This is a genomic window from Corallococcus sp. bb12-1, assembly GCF_026626765.1.
GTDB lineage: Bacteria > Myxococcota > Myxococcia > Myxococcales > Myxococcaceae > Corallococcus > Corallococcus terminator.
In genome coordinates, this window is the sequence record NZ_JAPNJZ010000015.1 from 378,546 (window position 1) to 397,797 (window position 19,252).

15 protein-coding genes are annotated in these 19,252 nt (G+C 70.3%); 3 read left to right on the forward strand and 12 right to left on the reverse strand.

All coding sequences use genetic code 11. The annotated features are described in order from the left end of the window. Positions 1–6 precede the first annotated feature (6 nt). The 5 genes from OV208_RS18860 to OV208_RS18880 form a co-directional block, all read right to left on the reverse strand. Positions 7–558, reverse strand: coding sequence for a ClpXP protease specificity-enhancing factor SspB (locus OV208_RS18860; RefSeq protein WP_267575224.1), 552 nt, complete (start codon positions 556–558; stop codon positions 7–9). A gap of 37 nt (positions 559–595) precedes the next feature. Beyond that, entirely contained in the window at positions 596–1,078 is a 483-nt protein-coding gene (gene smpB, locus OV208_RS18865) for an SsrA-binding protein SmpB (RefSeq protein WP_267575225.1), read from the reverse strand. 17 nt (positions 1,079–1,095) lie between these two features. Beyond that, the gene (gene panC, locus OV208_RS18870) at positions 1,096–1,950 is read right to left on the reverse strand and encodes a pantoate--beta-alanine ligase (RefSeq protein ID WP_267575226.1); all 855 of its coding nucleotides are present in this window, start codon (positions 1,948–1,950) and stop codon (positions 1,096–1,098) included. Between the two features lie 2 nt (positions 1,951–1,952). Beyond that, positions 1,953–2,861 carry a 3-methyl-2-oxobutanoate hydroxymethyltransferase gene (gene panB, locus OV208_RS18875; protein ID WP_267575227.1) on the reverse strand — a complete coding sequence of 303 codons (909 nt, stop codon included), beginning with the start codon at positions 2,859–2,861 and terminating at the stop codon, positions 1,953–1,955. A 168-nt stretch (positions 2,862–3,029) separates the two neighbouring features. After that, a complete protein-coding gene (locus OV208_RS18880) occupies positions 3,030–3,674 on the reverse strand; it encodes a deoxynucleoside kinase (protein ID WP_267575228.1) in 645 nt (214 codons plus the stop codon). A gap of 183 nt (positions 3,675–3,857) precedes the next feature. Here OV208_RS18880 and OV208_RS18885 point away from each other — a divergent pair, with 183 nt between their 5' ends. Continuing rightward, positions 3,858–4,148, forward strand: a complete 291-nt coding sequence (locus OV208_RS18885; RefSeq protein ID WP_267575229.1) for a hypothetical protein — start codon at positions 3,858–3,860, stop codon at positions 4,146–4,148. A 4-nt stretch (positions 4,149–4,152) separates the two neighbouring features. On the opposite strand, the gene rsmA is transcribed toward OV208_RS18885, so the two are convergent. From rsmA to OV208_RS18910, 5 genes are all read right to left on the reverse strand, one after another. Beyond that, on the reverse strand, positions 4,153–5,043 hold the full coding sequence (rsmA, locus tag OV208_RS18890; RefSeq protein WP_267575230.1) for a 16S rRNA (adenine(1518)-N(6)/adenine(1519)-N(6))-dimethyltransferase RsmA: 891 nt from the start codon (positions 5,041–5,043) through the stop codon (positions 4,153–4,155). Between the two features lie 17 nt (positions 5,044–5,060). After that, positions 5,061–6,059 carry a tRNA (adenosine(37)-N6)-threonylcarbamoyltransferase complex transferase subunit TsaD gene (gene tsaD, locus OV208_RS18895; protein ID WP_120542971.1) on the reverse strand — a complete coding sequence of 333 codons (999 nt, stop codon included), beginning with the start codon at positions 6,057–6,059 and terminating at the stop codon, positions 5,061–5,063. 39 nt (positions 6,060–6,098) lie between these two features. Continuing rightward, positions 6,099–8,891, reverse strand: a complete 2,793-nt coding sequence (locus OV208_RS18900) for a response regulator (protein WP_267575231.1) — start codon at positions 8,889–8,891, stop codon at positions 6,099–6,101. Positions 8,892–9,034: 143 nt separating this feature from the next. Next, positions 9,035–15,169, reverse strand: a complete 6,135-nt coding sequence (locus OV208_RS18905; protein ID WP_267575232.1) for a J domain-containing protein — start codon at positions 15,167–15,169, stop codon at positions 9,035–9,037. A 34-nt stretch (positions 15,170–15,203) separates the two neighbouring features. Continuing rightward, complete coding sequence (locus OV208_RS18910) at positions 15,204–15,707, reverse strand: tRNA (cytidine(34)-2'-O)-methyltransferase (protein ID WP_267575233.1); 504 nt, start codon at positions 15,705–15,707, stop codon at positions 15,204–15,206. Between the two features lie 17 nt (positions 15,708–15,724). On the opposite strand from OV208_RS18910, the gene OV208_RS18915 reads away from it, so the two are divergent. Beyond that, positions 15,725–16,093: a DUF192 domain-containing protein gene (locus tag OV208_RS18915; protein WP_267575234.1), complete on the forward strand. Its 369-nt coding sequence runs from the start codon at positions 15,725–15,727 to the stop codon at positions 16,091–16,093. A 143-nt stretch (positions 16,094–16,236) separates the two neighbouring features. Beyond that, entirely contained in the window at positions 16,237–17,001 is a 765-nt protein-coding gene (locus tag OV208_RS18920) for a Stp1/IreP family PP2C-type Ser/Thr phosphatase (RefSeq protein WP_267575235.1), read from the forward strand. 65 nt (positions 17,002–17,066) lie between these two features. On the opposite strand, the gene OV208_RS18925 is transcribed toward OV208_RS18920, so the two are convergent. Together OV208_RS18925 and OV208_RS18930 are read right to left on the reverse strand one after the other, a co-directional pair. Continuing rightward, positions 17,067–18,095: a nucleotidyltransferase family protein gene (locus OV208_RS18925; protein ID WP_267575236.1), complete on the reverse strand. Its 1,029-nt coding sequence runs from the start codon at positions 18,093–18,095 to the stop codon at positions 17,067–17,069. A 4-nt stretch (positions 18,096–18,099) separates the two neighbouring features. Continuing rightward, positions 18,100–19,140, reverse strand: a complete 1,041-nt coding sequence (locus OV208_RS18930) for an aminoglycoside phosphotransferase family protein (RefSeq protein ID WP_267575237.1) — start codon at positions 19,138–19,140, stop codon at positions 18,100–18,102. Positions 19,141–19,252: the final 112 nt, after the last annotated feature.

Sequence of the window (19,252 nt, forward strand, 5' to 3'; positions counted from 1 at the left end):
CTGACCCTACTTCACCAGCCGCAGGTGACCGCCGCGACGCGGGGGCTGGGGCTCCTCGGGCGGGCCACCCTCGGGCGGGGGCGCGGCCGCGACTTCCGGACGCATCTCCGGCTCGTCGGAGTGGTCGCTCTGCACCTCTCGCAGGAAGGTGCGGGGCCGCTCCGCGGCGACGGGCATGGGCACCGGCGCGGGCTGCGGCGGACGCGCGACGGAGGCGGACGCCACGGGTGGCTGCTGAAGCAGCTCCGGCGGCATCTCCTCCGGGTACATCCAGAACTCCTTCGTCACGTGGCTGGCGATGGCGAACAGCGCCGACCAGGGCACCGCCACCGTGAAGCGCGAACCGGAGAAGCTCAACGTGGAGCGCACGCCCCACTCGCCCACCGTGAGGTCGGGCGGCTCGAAGCGGTAGGAGAGGTTGAGGCGCAGGTGCGCTTCGCCTCGGAGGCTGGCGGGGACGAGCACGCCGGGGCGGCGCGCGTCCAGGTGGATCATCACCATCCCCTGATCCAGCGCGGCCAGCAGCCGCTCCTTCTTGTCGGAAACCTTCTTGTCCATTCCAGCCTGTCCGGCGGGGGAAATTCGGGCGCGCCCTTCAACGACGGCGCACTTCCCGGTCCATCTCCCGCTTCGTCTCCCGTTCCTTGATGTCGTGACGGCGATCTTCGTGCGTCTTGCCGCGGCACAGTGCCAGTTCCACCTTGGCCCGTCCCTTCCTGAAGTACAGCACGAGCGGGATGATGGAGTAACCGCGCTCGCGAACCTTCGCCGTCCAGCGGTCGATCTCCGCCCGGTGCATCAACAGCTTCCGGCCCCGGGTGGGGAGGTGGTCGAACACGCTCGCCGCCTTGTAGGAGCCGATGTGCGCATTGAGCAGGAACAGCTCCGTGCCCTTCTGCAGCGCATAGGCGTCCGACAGGTTGGCGATACCACTCCGCAAAGACTTCACCTCGCTCCCGGTGAGCGACAGTCCCGCTTCGATCGTGTCGTCCACCGTGTAGTCGAAGCGCGCACGCCGGTTCTCGGCAATGACCTTCACCCCCGGCTCCGCACCCACACCCTTCGACTTTCCGGCCATAACGTGTCCCGAGTCTCCTAACCGCCCAGGGGCATGTTGTCGATGAGCCGTGTGGCGCCCGAGAAGGCCGCCACCAGCATGCGCGCCGTCTGGCCCGGCGCCACCGTCCCGAGGGGCGAGAGCGTTTCCGCGTCCCGCACCTCCACATAGTCCTCGCGCAGGTCCGCCGCCTTCAGCTCGCGCCGGGCGACGTCCACCAGCGCGCCCGTGTCCCGCGTACCCGAGGCCAGCAGCGCCTGGGCTGCCCGCAGGCCCTTCGACAGGGCGAGCGCCCGCTGCCGCTCGTCGGCGGACAGGTAGGCATTGCGGCTGCTCATCGCCAGCCCGTCCGCTTCGCGCACCGTGGGCATGCCCACGATGTCCGCCCCCAGGTGCAGGTCGCGGTTGAGCGCCCGGATGACCTGGAGCTGCTGGTAGTCCTTCTCACCGAACAGGGCCACCGCGGGCCGGAACAGCGACAGCAGCTGCGTGACGATGGTGGCGACGCCCCGGAAGTGTCCGGGACGCCGCTCGCCGCACAGCCCCTGGCTGACGTCGGTGACGTCCACATAGGTCTGGTAGCCAGGCGGATACATTTCAGCGGGCTCGGGCGCGAACACGGCCTCCACGCCCGCGCTCGCGCAGCGGCCCAGGTCCCCCTCGAAGTCGCGCGGGTAGCGCGCGAGGTCCTCGCGGGGACCGAACTGCGTGGGGTTCACGAAGATGGAAGCGGCCACCACGTCCGCGCGCCGGCCGCCCTCCGTCATGAGCGAGACGTGGCCCTCATGGAGGAAGCCCATGGTGGGCACGAGCGCCAGGCGACGGCCCTCCTTCTGGAGGGTGGCCACCCAGGCCTTCACTTCCGGCACGGTGCGCAGGACGCGAGGGGCCATGGCTAGACCGGAGCCCCGTAGATGGCGCCGACCTTCTCCGCGCCCTCGACGGGCGCATCCGCTTCCGGGCCCACGGGCGTCGCGGCCACGAGGCGGACGTTCTTGTTCGCCTTGAAGCTGTGGTCCTCGTCGGGGAACGTGCCCGCACGGACCTCCGAGAAGAACGTGCCCGCCGCTTCGGTGATGTTGCCGTGCAGGTTGGCGAAGCGCTTGACGAACTTCGGCTTGAAGTCCGGGTTCATGCCCAGCAGGTCGTAGCAGACCAGCACCTGTCCATCGCAGTGCTTGCCCGCGCCGATGCCGATGGTCGGAATCTTCAGGCTCTGCGTGATGGTGCGCGCCAGTTCCAGCGGCACGCCCTCCAGCACCAGCGCGTACGCCCCGGCCTCCTCCAGCGCCAGCGCGTCATCCAGCATGCGGCGCGCGGCATCCTCATCGCGGCCCTGAACCACATAGCCGCCCATCTTGTGCACCGACTGCGGCGTCAGCCCCAGGTGGCCCATGACGGGGATGCTGGCGCGCACGATGGCGCGCACGGTGTCGGCGAACTCCGCGCCGCCCTCCAACTTCACGCTGCCCACGTTGCCTTCGGCCACGAGCCTGCCCGCGTTGCGCACCGCATCCTGCGGCGACACCTGGTAGCTCATGAAGGGCAGGTCGCCCACGACGTGCGCCCGCTTCGCGCCCCGGCTCACCGCCGCCGAGTGGTAGACCATCTGGTCCATCGTCACCGGGAGCGTGGAGTCCTGCCCCTGGATGACCATGCCCAACGAGTCACCGACCAGGAGGACATCCGCTCCACCCTCGTCAAGGATGCGCGCGAACGTCGCGTCGTAGGCGGTGACCATGCAGATCTTCTGGCCGGACTGCTTCAGGCGCTTCAGCGTATGGATGGTGACCTTATCCTTCACGGTTCACCTCCTGTGGAGACGGGTGGGACAGCCTCGTGGAGCTTCAGGCCCCTCGCCGTCCCCAGAGGGGATCGCCGGAGGCCGGGGCTCCACGAAGGTGCACTCTAACGCCCCTCGGGGCTTCGTGGGGGATCACCGCGATATGAACAGCCGGCCAGGCGGGCGGCGTCAGGGCCGCCGGGACGCCTTCGGCACGTAGTGCTGCACGCCGGGCTTCGCCGACTGGATGGCCTGCATCAACTCCTCGCGGTCGGCTTCGTTGTGCACGAAGTCGATTTCCGAGGTGTTCACGATGAGCAGCGGCGTGTCCGTGTAGTGGGAGAAGAAGTCGTTGTAGGCGTGCGTCAGCGACTCCAGGTAGCCCGCGTCGAACTTGCGCTCGAACTCGCGGCCGCGCTTCTTGATGCGGTGCAGGAGCACATCCAACTGCGCCTGGAGGTAGATGACCAGGTCGGGCCGGGTGACGCGGGGCCCGAGCGCCTCGAAGACGCGGTCGTAGAGAGCCAGCTCGTCCGACGCCAGCGTGAGGTTGGCGAAGATGCGGTCCTTGGCGAACAGGTAGTCGCTGACCGTGACGGAGCGGAACAGGTCCTGCTGGAAGAGCTCCTGCTGCTGGCGGAAGCGCGACAGCAGGAAGAACACCTGCGTCTGGAACGCGAACTTCTGACGGTCCGCGTAGAAGCTGGAGAGGAAGGGGTTCTCCTCCACCACTTCCAGGATGCGACGGCTGCCCAGGCGCTCCGTGAGGAGGTTGGCGAGGCTCGTCTTGCCCACGCCGATGGGCCCTTCGACGACGATGTAGCGGTGGTCCATCGGCCCGAGGCCTCCGCCCCCGGTGACAACGCATGCGACGCATGCGCGCGGGGGGCGGATAACACAACCATGACCCCGTGCATCCGGCAATTTTCGCCGGCCCATCCCGGCCTTGCACTGCCCCCGGGCCATCCCCTACGGTGCCCGCCAACACGCACGAGAATCACGGGAGTGTTCGGCCAGATGCGCGGCAGGCAGCGGGTGAAGACGGCGGTGGTGGAACTGGAGGCGCACGAGGAAGCCGCGCCCGCACAGCGCCAGGCCACGGCCCCGCCCGCACCTCCCGTGGACGTGGATCCACTCTACGGCGTGGCCCTGCTGAAGACGGCCTTCGAATTGAAGCGCCGCCCGGAGGGCTCCGTGGACGAAGTGCTGAGCGCGGTGCTCGCGCGCCTGCGCATCGACGAGGGCGAGTTCCGCGCCTTCCTCGCCCAGCAGGGTGGGCTCCTGGCCGCGCTGGGCCAGAAGCACTGAATCCCTAATCCGCGTCCGGTCCGGAGTCCGCTTCGGGCTCGGGTGCGTCCGGAGGCGGCGGCGCCATCGCGGTGACAGGCCCGAGCGCGCGCTCGATGGCGGCGAACTCCGCGGGCGACAGCGTCTCCGCGCGGCGGCCCGGATCCACGCCCGCCGTCTGGAGCGCGGCCAGCATCACCTCTGGCGTCGCGAGCCCCTTGTCGGACTTGAGCGAGTTGATCAGCGTCTTGCGGCGCTGCGCGAAGCCGGCCTTCACCAGCCGCGTGAAGCGCGCTTCATCCACCAGCGGCGCACGGGGCTTGGACAGCCGCGTGAGGCGCAGCACGGCGGAGTCCACCTTCGGGGGCGGATGGAAGCGCCACGCCTCCAGCGTGAGCACCTGCTCGATGTCGAAGTGCAGGCCGAGCAGCACCGTGAGCAGGCCGTAGTCGCGGTTGCCGGGCTCCGCGGCCAGGCGCACCACGACCTCCTTCTGGAGGGTGAAGACGGCGCGCGACAGGTGGGCGCGCTGCGCGAGCACCTGGAAGAGGATGGGGCTGGTGAGGTGGTACGGCAGGTTGCCCACCAGGGCGATTTCGGGCGCGCCGGCCACCTGGGCGAAGTCCACCGTGGCGGCGTTGCCGGACACCACGCGCACGCCGGGGATGGCCTCCTTCTCCAGCACGGCCACCATGTCGCGGTCGCGCTCCACGGCCGTCACCTGCGCGCCCGTGGCGGCGAGGAAGCGCGTGAGGTGGCCCAGGCCCGGGCCCAGTTCCACGACGGGCTCACCGGGACGCAATTCCAGCGCATCCGCGATGGACTGGAGCGCGTCCGCGTCTCCGAGGAAGTTCTGGCCCCAGCTGTGCTTTGCGCGCAGTCCGTGGCGCTTGAGGATTTCGCGCGGCGATTCCACTTGGGGGATTCCCTTCCCTACTCCATGCGCCAGGCGGGGTCGGCCGCGAGGCGGAAATCACCGCGCAGACCGCGGCGCCACGCTTCATACCCCGCGACGGCGATCATCGCCCCATTGTCCGTGCACAGCCGCACCGGGGGCAGGAACATGCGCAGCCCCCGCTCCTCCGCGCGCTGCTTGCACAGGGCCCTCAACCGGGAATTGGCCGCCACGCCGCCGCACAGCACCAGTTGCGTGTGGCCCAGCCTCTTCGCCGCGGCGACGAGCTTCTTCGACAGCACGTCCGCCACCGCCTCCTGGAACGACGCACAGAGGTCGTGGAGCGCCTGGCCTTCCGGCACGCCGTGCTTCTGCACGTGGTGCAGCACCGCTGTCTTCAGGCCGGAGAAGGACACATCGAAGTTGTCGCCCGGCAGCGCGCGCGGGAAGCGGATGGCCTCCGGATTGCCCTTCTGCGCCAGTTCGTCGATGGGCTGCCCGCCCGGGTATGGCAGGCCGAGGATGCGCGCCGTCTTGTCGTAGGCCTCGCCCGCGGCGTCATCGCGCGTGCGGCCGATGAGCCGGTAGTTCCCGTAGTCGCGCACCTCGTAGAGGCTCGTGTGGCCACCGGAGACCACCAGCCCGAGGAACGGCGGCGATGGCGCGTCCTCCAGCAGGCGGATGGCGAGCAGGTGCCCTTCCAGGTGGTTGGCGCCGACGAAGGGCTTTCCGGTGGCGAGGCTCAGCCCCTTGGCCACCTGGAGTCCCACGAGCAACGCGCCGATGAGGCCGGGGCCGGACGTGACGGCCAGCAGGTCGATGTCGTCCAGCGTCTTGCCCGCGCGGGTGAGGGCCTCGTGGAGCACGGGCATCACCTGGACGATGTGGTTGCGGCTGGCCAGCTCCGGCACCACGCCGCCCCAGCGACGGTGGATGTCCACCTGCGTGGAGACGACATCCGACAGCACGCGCCGGCCGTCCTCCACGACGGCGGCGGCGGTTTCATCGCACGAGGTTTCGAGTCCGAGGACGAGCACGACGACTCCAGGAGGACGGGAAGGCGGAAGGACGGTCGCCTAGGTACCCATCCCCTTGAGCAGGACGCGCACCTCTTCCGCCGAACTTCCCGTCGGTTCCAGGTACAGATACTTCTTATAGGCCTCGGCCGCTCGGGGTTCCTGTCCGGAGAGCTGGAGCGAGCTGCCCAGCCAGAACCAGGCCCTCGCGTTCTTGGGCTCCTCGCGGACCACGTCCTGGAGCAGCTTGGCCGCCTCGCGGAAGCCCGCCTCGCTCGCGTTGCTGTTGTTGGCGAGCGAGATGCCCAGGCCGGCCTTGGCCTCCGTCGAGTTCGCGTCGAGCGCGAGCGCCTTGCGGTAGGCCCCCACCGCCGACTTCCAGCGCTTGCTGCCCATCGCCGTGCGGCCTTCCTTGATCAGGTCGGCGTAGGTGGCGACCTTCGCCGGCGCGGCGTCGGGCGGAGCAGTGGGCGCGACCGCGAGGCCCGCATCGGGGACCGCCGCGGGCTCGGGCGTGGTCGTCGTCACGGGCGCGCCCGCATCCAGGACGGCCGCGACAACCTCCGTCTGGGGAGGAGGCGTGCCCGCATCGACGGGGGCTTCCACGGTCTTCACGGGCGGCGGCGCGACGACGTCAGGGGGCTTCGGGGTTTCCGGAGGCTTGCGCGCCTCCACCGGCTGCGAGGGCTGCTTCGGCTCGGGCACCGGGGGCGTTTCCGTACCCGACCCCCGGGAGATCACCACCGCGGCCACGGCCGCCAGGAGGACCAGGCCTCCCGCGACATAGAGCCCCGTGCGCTTGGGCTTCAGCGCGGCCTGGAGCGCCGCGTCGTCCTCGTCGAGCGCCGGCTTCTTCGGCGTCAAAGGCGCGGGCGTGGCGACCGGGGCCGTCACGGCGGGCGTGACAGGCGCGGGGGCGGGAACCTGCTGGGGAGCGGGAGCCTGGGGAGCGGGCTCCGTGAAGGACGCCTCCGATACCGGCAGCTCCTCCACCACCGCGGGCTCCACTGGTGCGCTGGCGGAGGCGGGCGTCTCGAAGGGCGTCGTCGCGGGGAACTCGACGTTGAGGCTCGCCGGGCCCACCTGGGGCGGGACGATGCCGTGCCCCGGATACGGCGGCAGCGCGAGCTGCTGGGGCGGGGCCGTTTCGGAGGCCTCGTCCATCGGCTCCAGGTCCTGGGGGGACATGTCCCCGTGCGAGGACTCATGGCCGCTGACCAGCGTCACCTCGTCCGAGGGCGGGGCCGGTGTCGGCGGCGGCACGTGCGCCAGCGGGCTGGGCGCGATGGCGGCGCCCCCGAAGATGGGCGCCTTGGTGAGCGGCGGTGCGTCCACGGCGGTCGGCACCGGTGCGGCGGCGACGGCGGGCCCCTGCGGCGACATGGGCGCGCGGGGCGCGGGCGACCAGACGGAGCCGGGGCCCCAGGTGCTGGAAGCGCTCAGGCCCTCCGTGTCCACCCGGCCCCAGTCGAGCAGCAGGCTGCGCCGCGCGTGATCCACCGCGCGGTGCGCCGGGGGCGGCTCCACGAGGAAGGAGGAGCCCTCCTGCGACAGCGGCGGGGCGACGGGCTCCGCGGCCTCTTGTCCGAACGCGGGGGGCTGGCCTTCACCGGGACGGGAGCGCGGCGGGAAGAGGATCACCTGCGCCGGCTGCACCGGGGCCGGCGTGGTGGACGCCACCTCCGCGACGGGCGTGACATCCTCCACGGGCACGGGTTCCGGCTCGGGCGCCACGTCCTCCACGGGCGCAGCCTCCGCCACGGGGGCGGGTTCCGGCTCCGGGGCCACGTCCTCCACGGGCGCGGGGGCGGCCTCCACGGGCGCGGGCGAGAGCTCCACCGGGATGGGCGGGGCGGCGTTCAGCCACTGCTCGATGCCGGGCTTGCTGCTCTGCACGGGCTCCAGCGGCGCGTTGCCCAGCTCGCGGATCAGCCCTTCGAAGTACAGCTTGCTGATGATGCCCAGCGCGGCCAGGTCCTCGAAGTCCGAGTCCTCCACCACGCGCGACAGCGCGCGCTTGCCGTCGAACAGGCGCAACAGGCCGTTCACCTCGTCGGGGATCTCCGACAGGCGGTCCGCCAGCTGGTGGTAATCGATCTCGAAGACCGTCTCCAGCGGCGGAAGCTGCTCGAGCATCCGGCCCCACTCGTCGAGCCGGCGCATGCCCTCCATGAGCAGGCCCTGCGTGGAGACCTCGATGCGTTCGGGCCGGTCCAACGTGGTGAACTGCACGTCGAACTGGCCTTCGAACGTGTTGAGCAGCCGGTAGAAGGCGTTCTCGCCCTTGAGCCGGCCCAGCTCCGCGTCCACGACGCGGCCTTCCTTGAAGTAGACGGTGCCGGTGCGCTCACCCTGGATGGCGATGACGCCCGTCTTGCGGCCGATTTCGAAGGTCTGGACCAGGTCCACGACGCCCATGTCGGCGAGGCTGCCCGCGAAGCCGCCCTTGGTCGTCTCGCGCTTCTCGATGCGTTCCTTCTCGGCCTTCTGAAGGATCATCTTCACGCGGGCGACGATCTCTTTGATGTAGATCGGCTTCGTCAGGTAGTCGTCGCTGCCCAGCTCAAGGCCGCGCACCTTGAACTCGACCGACTTCTGGTTCGTCAGGAAGACGAACGGGATGGACTTGAAGCGCTCGTCGGACTTGAGCGTCTTGCAGAGTTCGAAGCCGTCCATCTCCGGCATCTTCGTGTCGGCCAGCACGAGATCCGGAGGGCTGATCTGGACCTTCTCCAGCGCATCCTTGCCGTGGATCGCCGTGGTGACGGAGAAGCCCGCCTTCTTCAGGCTGACCTCCATCACACGCAGGCTCTTCGCGTCACCATCGACCAGGAGCAGGTGCTGCTTGGCCACGTTGCATGCCTTTCAAAACGGGAGGGGCAGCGGATCCAGCGGATGCGCCCCGCAGGGGCAAGCATCGGGCCCGCTTTCCAGGTGTGTCAATGGGCGGGAGTGTCCGGAAAACCGTCCGGTTCCCTCCCTGGAGGACAGGCAGGTCAGCGGAAGAGGCCCTTCTTGGGGGGGTTCTTCTTGCGCATGTCGATGAGCCGCAGCTCCTGGTTCGCTTCCAGGTGCTTGGGGTTGGCGCGCACCGCCTCGCGGAAGTGGCGCTCGGCGCGGTCCATGTCGTTCTCCACCCGAGCGATGACGCCCAACTGGTAGTGGGCGCGATCACAGTTCGGGTCCGTGCGCACCGCATCCGCCATCCACTGTTTGGCGCGGGCCATGTCGGCCTTGCGGCTGGGGTCCATGTAGATGGCCCACGCGCGGGCGGCCAGGTACAGGGGCCTGGGGTCCAGCGTGTGCGCGCGCTCGTAGTGCTCGTTGGCGGCGACGAAGTCGCGCTTGCGGAAGTAGACCTCCGCCATCTTGAAGAGGTCCTCCGCGTTCGCCGGGCCCCGGGCGGCGGGGCGGCCCGGGGTCGCCTGCTGCGGCGGGGGCTTGGGCGCGGCCTGGGCGCCCTGCAACGACTGGAGGTAGCTGTTGCGGCGCGTGTCGTCGTGGAGGACCTCGTAGGCCTCGCGGATGGACTCGAAGACGGAGGTGATCTTCTGCGCCAGGTGGGGCAGCGACGGGGGCAGCCGGTCCGGGTGGTAGAGCTTCGCGAGGCTGAGGAAAGCGGCCTTCACGGTGTCGCGCGAGGCGTCCTGGGGCACGCCGAGCACGAGGAAGTGGTCGCGCTTGGCCTGGATGTCCGCGAACCGCTGTTCGATCTGCTGCGCGAGCCGGCCCTCATCGGGCTTGGGGGGTTCCGGGGGCGCGACGGGCGCGGCGGCGGCGGAAGGGTCGCCGCCAGTGGCCGGGGTGGGAGCAGCGGCGGGCGGGAGGGGGCGTCCTCCGAGCGCACCCATGTTCTCCATGGCGCGGCGCAGGAGGCGCTGGCGCCGGAGCTTGGAGGCTTCGTCGGGATTGGAGGGGTCTTCGGCCGCCACGTCGTCCTCGTCAAAATCCCAGTCGTCCAGGTCACCGGACAGCTCGGATTCATCAGTCTGGCCAGAACCCCCTCCGTTGTCACCGGGGAAGGCGGCGAACCGGGGGGAAGGGAGGGGTTCGAAGGTTGCTTCCGGTTCGAACGTTGTCTCGACGATGGCTTCGACGAGGAATTCATTCGCTTCGCCCGCCGCCGACCCGACGTCCGAGCGGATGAGCGCTTCCAGGTGGGCATCCACCTGCTGGAGGGCGGCTTCGAAGGACGCGGTGAGGTTCTGGGCGGGGTCGTTGGATTCGTCGAAGGAGACGATACGCCACAGGTCGTCCTCGCTGGCGCGCACGGGCCCCAGGCGCAGCGGCGGGGTGGCGGCGGCGGGGAACTTCGGGGGCTGGACGGACCAGAGGTCCGGCTGGGGCGCGGCCTCGGCGGGGATGACGGAGGGCGAGGGAGCGGAGTCGACGAGGGCGGGAAGAGGCGAGGCGATAGGAACGACGTCGCCCCAGCTCTCCGGTTCCAATTCGAGGAGCGGGAGGTCGGCTTCCGGAGGCGGAGCGACGGGGAAGCGCGAGGGCTCCTCGGTGAGCCACGGATCCAGGGGTTGTGACGCCGAGCGGCGCAGGGCCTCCGCCATGTCCTCGAGCAGGGCCGCCTGGGCGCGCTTGCGGGCGTCACGAAGGGCGGAGGTATTGTCGGTGGCGGGCAGTTCCAGCGCATCGCGAGGGGACGCGGGGATGGAGTCCGCCCACGAGTTCGCGTCGGTGGACGGTTCGGGCTCCGCGGTGAGGACGATGTCCTCGGGTTCGAGCGACAGGAGTTCCGGCTCGTCCGCGGCGACAGGGACGAGGACGGGGGGCGGCGTGGCGGGCGCGGTCGGACGTGCACGCCGGGGCAGCGCCGGAGGTTGGGCGGGTTCCTGGGCGCGGCGGGCCTGCTCAGCCTGAAGCTGGGCTTCAGCGGCGCGGGCTTCCTCCGCGAAGCGATGGAGTTCGGCCTGACGGGCCAGTTCAGCCTGTCTCAGGGATTCTGCGCGCTGGGCTTCGGCGTGGAGGCGAGCCTCTTCGGCAAGGCGAGCCTCTTCGGCGAGGCGGGCCTCTTCGGCGAGGCGGGCTTCTTCTTCACGAAGCTGCGCCTCTTCCGCGAGACGGATCTCTTCAGCGATCCGTGCCGTTTCCTCGACACGACGCTGAGCCTCTTCGGCGAGGCGGGCCTCCTCCGCGACGCGGGCCTCTTCAGCGAGACGGGCCTCCTCCGCGACGCGGGCCTCTTCAGCGAGACGGGCCTCCTCCGCGACGCGGGCCTCTTCAGCGAGACGGGCCTCCTCCGCGACGCGGGCCTCTTCAGCGAGGCGAGCCTCATCGGCGAGCCGGGCCTCATCGGCCAGCCGAGCCTCTTCCGCGAATCGAGCCTCTTCGGCCAGTCGGGCCTCTTCGGCCAATCGAGCCTCTTCGGCGAGCCGGGCCTCTTCCGCGACGCGGGCCTCTTCGGCCAGTCGGGCCTCTTCCGCGAGGCGTGCCTCTTCGGCCAGTCGGGTCTCTTCCGCGACGCGTGCCTCTTCGGCCAGTCGGGTCTCTTCCGCGACGCGTGCCTCTTCGGCCAGTCGAGCCTCTTCCGCGAGGCGGGTCTCTTCGGCCAGTCGAGCCTCTTCGGCCAGTCGGGCCTCTTCCGCGAGTCGGGCCTCTTCGGCCAATCGAGCCTCTTCGGCGAGCCGGGCCTCTTCCGCGAGGCGAGCCTCTTCGGCCAGTCGGGCCTCTTCCGCGAGGCGTGCCTCTTCGGCCAGTCGGGTCTCTTCCGCGACGCGTGCCTCTTCGGCCAGTCGGGTCTCTTCCGCGACGCGTGCCTCTTCGGCCAGTCGAGCCTCTTCCGCGAGGCGGGTCTCTTCGGCCAGTCGAGCCTCTTCGGCGAGGCGGGCCTCCTCCGCGACGCGGGCCTCTTCGGCGAGACGGGCCTCCTCCGCGACGCGGGCCTCTTCGGCGAGACGGGCCTCTTCGGCGAGCCGGGCCTCTTCCGCGACGCGGGCCTCTTCGGCCAGTCGGGCCTCTTCGGCGAGTCGAGCCTCTTCGGCGAGTCGAGCCTCTTCGGCGAGTCGAGCCTCTTCGGCGAGACGGGCCTCTTCGGCGAGTCGAGCCTCTTCGGCGAGTCGAGCCTCTTCTGCGAGCCGGGCCTCTTCGGCGAGGTGAGCCTCTTCGGCGAGGTGAGCCTCTTCGGCGAGCCGGGCCTCCTCCGCGACGCGGGCCTCTTCCGCGAGGCGCGCCTCCTCCGCGACGCGGGCCTCTTCGACCAGTCGGGCTTCTTCCGCGAGGCGAGCCTCCTCCGCGACGCGGGCCTCTTCGACCAGTCGGGCTTCTTCCGCGAGGCGAGCCTCTTCTGCGAGGCGAGCCTCTTCGGCGAGACGGGCCTCTTCCGCGACGCGGGCCTCTTCCGCGACGCGGGCCTCTTCGGCCAGTCGGGCCTCTTCCGCGATGCGGGCCTCTTCGGCCAGTCGGGCCTCTTCGGCCAGTCGAGCCTCTTCGGCGAGCCGGGCCTCCTCCGCGACGCGGGCCTCTTCAGCGAGACGGGCCTCCTCGGCCAGTCGAGCCTCTTCGGCGAGCCGGGCCTCTTCGGCGAGCCGGGCCTCCTCCGCGACGCGGGCCTCTTCGGCGAGACGGGCCTCTTCGACCAGTCGGGCCTCTTCCGCGAGGCGAGCCTCTTCGACCAGTCGGGCCTCTTCCGCGACGCGGGCCTCTTCGGCCAGTCGGGCCTCTTCCGCGAGTCGAACTTCCTCCGCGAGGCGAGCCTCTTCGGCCAGTCGAGCCTCTTCGGCGAGCCGGGCCTCCTCCGCGACGCGGGCTTCTTCCGCGAGGCGAGCCTCCTCCGCGAGGCGAGCCTCTTCGACCAGTCGGGCCTCTTCCGCGACGCGGGCCTCATCGGCCAGTCGGGCCTCTTCCGCGAGTCGGGCCTCTTCCGCGAGTCGGGCCTCTTCCGCGAGTCGAACCTCCTCGGCGAGGCGAGCCTCTTCGGCCAGTCGAGCCTCTTCGGCGAGCCGGGCCTCCTCCGCGACGCGGGCCTCTTCAGCGAGACGGGCCTCTTCGGCGAGACGGGCCTCCTCCGTGACGCGGGCCTCTTCGGCGAGTCGGGCCTCTTCGGCGAGACGAGCCTCTTCCGCGAGTCGGGCCTCTTCGGCCAAGCGGGCCTCTTCGGCCAAGCGGGCCTCTTCGGCCAGGCGGGCCTCTTCGGCCAGGCGGGCCTCTTCGGCCAGGCGGGCCTCTTCGGCCAGGCGCGCCTCTTCGGCCAGGCGCGCCTCTTCGGCCAGGCGCGCCTCTTCAGCCAGCCGTACTTCTTCGGCAAGCCACGCTGCTTCTTCTACGCGAAGCCTCTCTTCATCAGCGAGTCTTGCTTCGTCGGCGAGCCGAGCTTCTTCCTCACGAAGCTGAGCCTCTTCTGCAACACGGATCTCTTCCGCGAGCCGTGCTTCTTCCTCCGAACGAAGGCGAACCTCTTCCGCGAGACGGGCCTCTTCGGCGAGTCGAGCCTCTTCCGCAAGGCGCACTTCTTCAGCGAGCCAAGCCTCTTCAGCCAGCCGAGCCTCTTCAGCCAGCCGAGCCTCTTCGGCGAGACGGGCCTCTTCCGCGAGGCGCACTTCTTCAGCGAGCCAAGCCTCTTCAGCCAGCCGAGCCTGTTCGGCGAGTCGAGCCTCTTCCGCGAGGCGCACTTCTTCAGCGAGCCAAGCCTCTTCGGCCTGCCGGGCCTCTTCGGCGAGGCGGGCCTCTTCGGCGAGACGAGCCTCTTCCGCCAGCCGAGCCTCTTCGGCGAGACGAGCCTCCTCCGCGACGCGGGCCTCTTCGGCGAGACGGGCCTCTTCGGCGAGACGGGCCTCTTCGGCGAGACGAGCCTCCTCCGCGACGCGGGCCTCTTCGGCGAGACGAGCCTCCTCCGCGACGCGGGCCTCTTCAGCGAGTCGAGCCTCTTCCGCCAGCCGAGCCTCTTCGGCGAGACGGGCCTCTTCAGCGAGACGGGCCTCTTCAGCGAGTCGAGCCTCTTCAGCGAGTCGAGCCTCTTCCGCCAGCCGAGCCTCTTCGGCGAGGCGGGCCTCTTCGGCGAGACGGGCCTCTTCAGCCAGCCGAGCCTCTTCCGCCAGCCGAGCCTCTTCAATCGCCCGAAGCCGAGCCTCCTCCGCCAGCCGAGCCTCTTCAATCGCCCGAAGCCGAGCCTCCTCCGCCAGCCGTGCTTCCTCCGCGAGCCGAGCCTCTTCCGCCAGCCGCGCTTCCTCCACCGCGCGCAGCCGGGCTTCCTCGGCGAGCCGGGCCTCCTCAATCGCCCGAAGCCGGGCCTCCTCCTCCAGCCGAGCCGCCTCGATGCGCGCCAGCTCCGCGAGCCGGGCCTCTTCCGCGAGCCGGGCCTCCTCCGCCACCCGCTCCGCCTCGACGCGCGCAAGCTCCGCCAGCCGCTCCGCCTCGATGCGCGCAAGCTCCGCCAGCCGGGCCTCTTCCGCCCGGCGCGCCGCCTCTTCGCGCCGGAGAGCCTCCTCGATGATCCAGGCCTCCTCCTCCGCCTGCCGCAGCTCCTCCTCACGCCGCAGCCGCTCGCGCTCCTCCCAGTCCTCCACCGACAGGGCCTCGATGCGGCCCTCGCGCTCCAGCACGCGCAGCAGCGCCTGCTGCGCCCCCGTCAACGCCTCCGGCCTCCGGAACGCCCCCAGCGTCTCCAACAACTCCCGCTCGGACGCGTCCGTCAGCCACGGCTCGCACGCGGCCACCTCCGGGCACCGGTACACCCGCGCCGGCACCGCCTCGCTCGGGGTCGGCTCCAGCGCGGCCCGCACCACCCGCACACCCGCGATGGGCGCGAAGTCCTTCGACGCGTCCACCGCCTCCGCCGCGAAGTCCGCGCGCTCCGCCAGCTCGCTCAGGCGCCGCACCTGCGCGAGCACCTGCTGCTCGTGCACCACCGACAGCTTCAGCCCGCTGTCCTCCAGCAACTCCTCGTCCGGAGCCCCCGCCCCACCCCGCGCCCACAGCGCATCCAGGGCGTCCACGCCCAACAGCCCGTTCTGGAACAGCGCCTGCGCCGGACTCTGGTAGCCAAAGCCCAGCTTCGCGCCCACCAGGTCGCCCTCGCGCAGCCACAGCGCGGACTCGCGTCCACCGGCGTGCAGCGTCAGCCGGCCGGTGGCTCGGGACTTGTGGGCGGCGTACAGCGCTTCGGCGACCTGCGAGGCGGACATTCGGCCCGGGAGTGTAGCCCTTCCCGCCCGACCCTCAATTCGACGGCGGTGCCTGCCCGCCCGCCGCCCCCAGTTGCACCTGCCGCAGGGCCTCGTAGGCGCCAATCCCCACCGACGTCGAAAGATTCAAGCTCCGGCGCTCCGGCAGCATCGGGATGGACACCGCCGTCCCCGTCCCCCCCGCCATCACCTCCGGCAACAGCCCTGTTACCTCCGAGCCGAACACCAGGTGGTCCCCCGCCTGGAACCGGGCCGCGTAGAGCGACGTCTCCGCCCGGGCGGAGAACAGCCACCGCCGGGCGGCCGGGTACTCCGCCACATAGGCGTCGTAGGTCGGGTACAGCTTCAGGAACACCTTGTCCCAGTAGTCCAGCCCCGCCCGCTTGAGGTTCTTGTCGTCGATGGAGAACCCCAGGGGCTCCACCAGGATGAGCCGGCAGCCCGTCACCGCGCACAGCCGGGCCACGTTGCCCGTGTTGGGCGGAATCTGGGGGGAGACCAGGACCAGATGCAGGGGGGACGCCAGGGGCTCAAGCATGGGGTAGAACACGGGACATGCACTGGAGGGTGACCAACGAAACGCGGCAGCGGCTGCTCGCGGACAACGCCGAACGGGCCGAGTCCTTCGTCGAGCGCTTCCAGGGCCTCATGGGCCGCGCCTCGCTGCCGATGGGGGCCGGGATGCACATCGAGCCCTGCAACTCCATCCACACGTTCTTCATGCGCATCCCCATCGACGTCGCCTTCCTGGACGCGGAAGGGCGCATCGTCAAGCAACTGTCCGCGCTTCCCCCGTGGCGTGCCACCTCCATCTACCGCCGGGCCCGCTCGGTGCTGGAGCTGCCCTCGGGCGTCCTGCTGGCGAGCGGCACCCAGGAGGGTGACCGGCTGCTGTTCGCGCCAGCGGAGACTGTTACCTCCTGAAAAGGAAGCATCGCTCCCGCCTCCCCGCCCACCCACACCCGGAGGGTGGGAACTTCATCGACGAGAGCTTTTTGACCCCTTTCCGACCGCTTTGTTAACGTCGCGGCCCGATTTTCACGCCTCTCCCGGAAGAGTCCCCACGCATGCGCATCGAGGTCGCCGGCAGCACCCACGTCGGGATGAAGCGGAACCACAACGAGGACAACTACCTCGTGCTCACCGAGGAGAACCTCGTGGTCGTGGCGGACGGCATGGGCGGTCACTCGTCCGGTGAGATCGCCAGCCGCATCGCGGTGGACGAGCTGGGTGAGTTCTTCCGCATGACGTCCAAGGACCAGGACGCCACCTGGCCATTCAAGATGGACAAGCAGCGCAACTACGATGAGAACCGGCTGTCCACCGGCATCAAGCTGGCCAACGCCCGCATCTTCGAGCGCGCCACCGTGGACACCAAGTACAAGGGCATGGGCACCACCATCGTGTCCGTGCACTTCGCCGACAGCGCGGTCTATGTGGGCCACGTGGGCGACAGCCGGGTGTACTTCTTCCGCGGCGGAATGCTCCAGCAGGTGACGGAAGACCACTCGCTGCTCAACGACTACCTCAAGGCGAAGAAGCTCTCGCCGGAGGAGATTGAGAACTTCCCCCACAAGAACGTCATCGTGCGCGCGCTGGGGATGAAGGAGCAGGTGCAGGTGGACGTCACCCGCGTGGATCCGCTGGAGAACGACGTCTTCCTGCTGTGCTCGGACGGCCTGAGCGGCATGGTCACCGACGCGCAGATGCAGGACATCCTGTCGCGCACGCCGGAGCTGGAGAAGGCGTGCGGCCAGCTCATCGACCTGGCCAACGCGGCGGGCGGCAACGACAACGTCACCTGCGTGCTCGCGCGCTACCACGCCGCCTGAAGCCCATGACAAGGGCCCGGACTCCCAAGAGGAGGACGGGCCCCGTCAGCGGAAAGCCCGAAGCCTCAGCGCCCCGCGAGTGAAGCGGGCACCCTGTGCGGGCCCCACGCGAGCACTTCGGTGAGCGACTCACCGGGCGCCACCTGCGTCTGCTCGAACACGGCGCAGCGCTCCAGCCGAGCCCCCTGCCCCACCCGGGCCCCCGGCCCCACGGACACGCCCGGGCCCACGGAGGCCCCCGCGTCCACGACGGCCCCGGCGCCCACGTACGCGGGCCCGCGCACCGTCCCCGCGACGCGAGCCTCCGGATGCACCCACACCCCGGCGGCATCCGCCTTCAGCCCCGCGAGCGGAGAGTCCGTCCCCAGCGCCGCCAGCGGCACGCGCCCCTCCAGCACGTCCCGCACGGTGGCCAGGTAACGCGAAGGCATGCCCAGATCGGACCAGTACGCGTCCACCGCGTGCCCACGCACCTTGAGCCCCGCCTGCATCACCCGCACGTAGACCTCGCGGTTGATGTCCTCGGGGCCTTCGGCCGTCATGAAGTCGAACACGCTGGGGGACATCACGTGCACACCGGTGAAGTGCCAGGGCTTGAGCCCGTCGCCGCCCGGCCCGTACCCCGCGATGCGCTTCACCTGCATGCCCGCGTCCGCCTCCACCGCCGCGTACGTCTCCCCTTCCGGCATGGGCAGCAGCACCATCGTCGCCACCGCGCCGGACTCCCGGTGCGCCGCGACCACGGGCTTGAGGTCCACCGGGAAGAGGATGTCCCCGTTGAACACGACGAAGTCCTCGCCCGCGAGGAAGTCCTTCAGGCCGCGGATGCCGCCGCCGGTGCCCTGGATGACGGGCTCGTGCACGACGTGCAGGGACAGCCCCGCGCGCTCGCACTCCGCGCGGGCCACCGCCGCCATCGTGTCCGGCAGGTGGTGCGTGTTGATGCCCACCGCCGTCACGCCCGCGGCCTTCAGCACCGCCAGGTGGTAGCGCAGCAGCGGCTGGCCAAGAAACGGCATGGCCGGCTTGGGCCACCGCTCGGTGAGCGGGCGCAGGCGCGTGCCCAGACCCGCGCAGAGGACCATGGCCTTCATGCGCTCAGGCCGCCAGCTCGGGCACGTACTTCGCCACCAGCGCCTGGAGCTTCGACAGCTCTGGCCGGAGCGCGAACGCGTCCTTCACGTAGCGCAGCGACGCGGGGATGGACACCAGGAAGCCCGGGTTGCCCTTCACGCGGTTGATGAATTCGAAGCGGCCCGCGTCCTTCAGCTTGCGCTGGATGGTGAGCAGGTCGAAGAACGCCTTGAACGCCTTCGCGTCGATCTTCTCCCCGCTCTCCTGCTCGAACGTGGCGATGTAGACATCCAACATCGTGTCCACGAACGCGCGGTCCAGCTCCACGTAGCTGTCGCGCAGCAGCGCCACCAGGTCGTACTGACGGGGGCCCTGGAGCGCGTCCTGGAAGTCGATGACGATGAGCTCGCCCTCCTTCACCATGATGTTGCGGCTCTGGTAGTCGCGGTGCGTGAAGCCGCGCGGCGCGGCCGCCAGTTGCTTCGCGATGTCCTTGAACGTGGCGTCCAGCTCAGCGCGCTCCGCGTCCGTGGGCTTCTTGCCGCTCCAGGCCTCCAGGCCCCACTCGCGGAAGTGGTGCAGCTCCCAGTCGTACAGGTCTTCATCGAAGGCGCGCGTGAAGGCCAGACACTCCGGATCCTGCTTCTTCTCCGCCTGCACGCGCAGGCGCGCCAGCAGTTCGACGGCGCGCGTGTAGAGCGCCTGGTTGTGACGGCCCCCCTCCAGCGCGGACTCGAAGGTGATGTCGCTCAGGTCCTCCAGAATCATGATGCCGGCGGGCTCGTCGTAGCGGTGGATGCGCGGCACGCGAACGCCCAGCCCGCTCAGGTAGCGGTGGACGTTGACGAAGGGCAGCTCCTTCGGGGGCTCGCCCTTGGTGGCCTCGTCGCTCTTCTTCGTCGCGTCCGGCGGCATCACCATGGCCACCCAGCTCTCCGGGGGCGCGCCGACGCGGTAGTAGGAGCGACTGCTCGCCTCGCCCTTGAGCTTCGTGATGGGTGCGTCGGGAACGGGACGGCCAATGGCCTGTCCCACCTGGTCGCGAAGGGCGGCCTCAAGTTCCATGGGGGGCGGGTGCTCCAGCGGGGGAAGGAAAATCGCCCGCGAGTATCGGAGGCACGGCGCGGCGGGTCAAAGCCCGCGTGGGCCGCTGGCCCGGCGACCGTCCGGCCTGTCG